Below are 1696 nucleotides of genomic sequence, written 5' to 3'. Positions count from 1 at the left end.
GAGGGTGTCCCAAAAGTCACGAAGTGACTGAAAGGACACCCGACTATAAAAAAGGAGAACGGTTACCACGCCGTTCTCCTTTTTCCCTTATTATGTGATATAATAAGGTATGCTCACATTTAAAGATTATACTATGGATCAGTTACAATTACCACTGTCTTTTGAAGATTTTATACCGGAAAATCATCTGGTGCGGGTCGTAAATACAATCGTGGACAGTCTGGACCTGTCTCCACTCTACGACAGATACAAACAGGGCGGTTGCCCTGCTTATCACCCACGCATGATGCTGAAGGTTATGATCTATTCTTATTCTCAGAAAACATACTCTTCCCGCATGATCGCAAAAGCTCTTCGTGAAAATATCAACTTCATGTGGATCGCTGGAGGAAATAAACCGGATTTCCGTACGATCAACCGTTTCCGCCTGCAAATGAAAGACATCATAGAAGATATTTTTTACGAAGTTGTCAAACTCCTGATCGATAAAAAATATATCAAGCTGCAGAATTACTTTTTGGATGGGACAAAGATTGAAGCCAATGCCAATAAGTATTCTTTTGTATGGAATAAATCTGTCCGGAATTATGACCGGAAACTGGACGAAAAGATCAAAGCTCATCTCCGGGAAATCGATCAGATCGTAGCGGAAGAAAACCAGATCTACCTGGAAGAGGATCTGGAAGAAAAGGGGGAACATACCCGGATCACAGCAGAGCAGGTGGCTGCTGTTGTGGAAAGTATAGACAAAAAACTGGAACGGGAGCCGGAAAATAAGCCGTTAAAGAAAAAAGCCAGGGAATTTAAAAAAGATATCCTGCCCAGGAAAAAGAAATACGAAAAATCTCTGGAAACATTTGAGGGAAGGAACAGTTACTCCAAAACCGATCATGACGCTACCTTTATGCGTATGAAAGAAGATGCCATGTTAAACGGACAGTTGAAACCAGGGTATAACATCCAGATTGGGACAGAAAAACGGTATATCGTAGGTTTTACTATCCACCCTAATCCTACAGACACAACAACGATGATCCCCCATTTGCAGCATCTAAAGGAGAAACTGGGTAGATTCCCGGAAAACATCGTGGCAGATGCAGGATACGGGAGTGAAGAGAATTACGAATATTTAGAAGAAAAACAACTGGGCAATTATGTGAAATATAATAAGTTTCATTGGGAAAAGAGACGAAAGAACCGAGAGAACCCCTATTTACCGGAACATTTACCCTACAATAAAGAGAGGGATTGTTTCCTATGCCGGAATGGAAAACATCTGGAGCATGTAGGGGACCGAAAATATGTAACAGACGCTGGATATGAAACCCGTAGAGATTATTACCGGTGTGAAGACTGCGGAGGGTGTCCATATGCAGGGGAGTGCAAAAACTCAGACAAACCAAAGACGATACGGATATCCCATCGTTTAAATGAGTTAAAGAGAAAAGCGAACGAAAACCTTTGCTCTGAGAAAGGACTGGAGCTGCGTTCACAAAGAGTGGTGGAAGTAGAACAGACCTTTGGAAGGATCAAAGGCTGTTGGTCGTTCCGGCGATTTCTGCTCCGAGGAAAAGAGAAGGTAAAGATAGAGTGGGGACTATTATCGATTGCCCATAATATCACAAAAATGGCACTGGAAGGCTAAGGACCAGTGCCGTTTTTCAGATATGAAAGAGCCTTTTGATAAAAGAAAGGG

Annotated in this window: 1 protein-coding gene; it reads left to right on the top strand. The window is 42.2% G+C overall.

All coding sequences use genetic code 11. The features are described 5' to 3' along the window. Positions 1-133: 133 nt before the first annotated feature. Entirely contained in the window at positions 134-1645 is a 1512-nt protein-coding gene (locus H7U36_RS14980; RefSeq protein ID WP_243426790.1) for an IS1182 family transposase, read from the top strand. Positions 1646-1696 lie beyond the last annotated feature (51 nt).

Source organism: Faecalicatena fissicatena, from assembly GCF_016900595.1.
In the GTDB taxonomy this organism is placed as follows: domain Bacteria; phylum Bacillota; class Clostridia; order Lachnospirales; family Lachnospiraceae; genus Claveliimonas; species Claveliimonas intestinigallinarum.
Note: the sequence above shows the minus strand (reverse complement) of the source record. Positions and strands in the feature narration are given on the sequence as shown.

Bases quoted from the DNA above. Each gene is read 5' to 3' on its own strand.
- H7U36_RS14980 (WP_243426790.1), top strand. From the start codon at position 134: ATGGATCAGTTACAATTACCACTGTCTTTTGAAGATTTTATACCGGAA.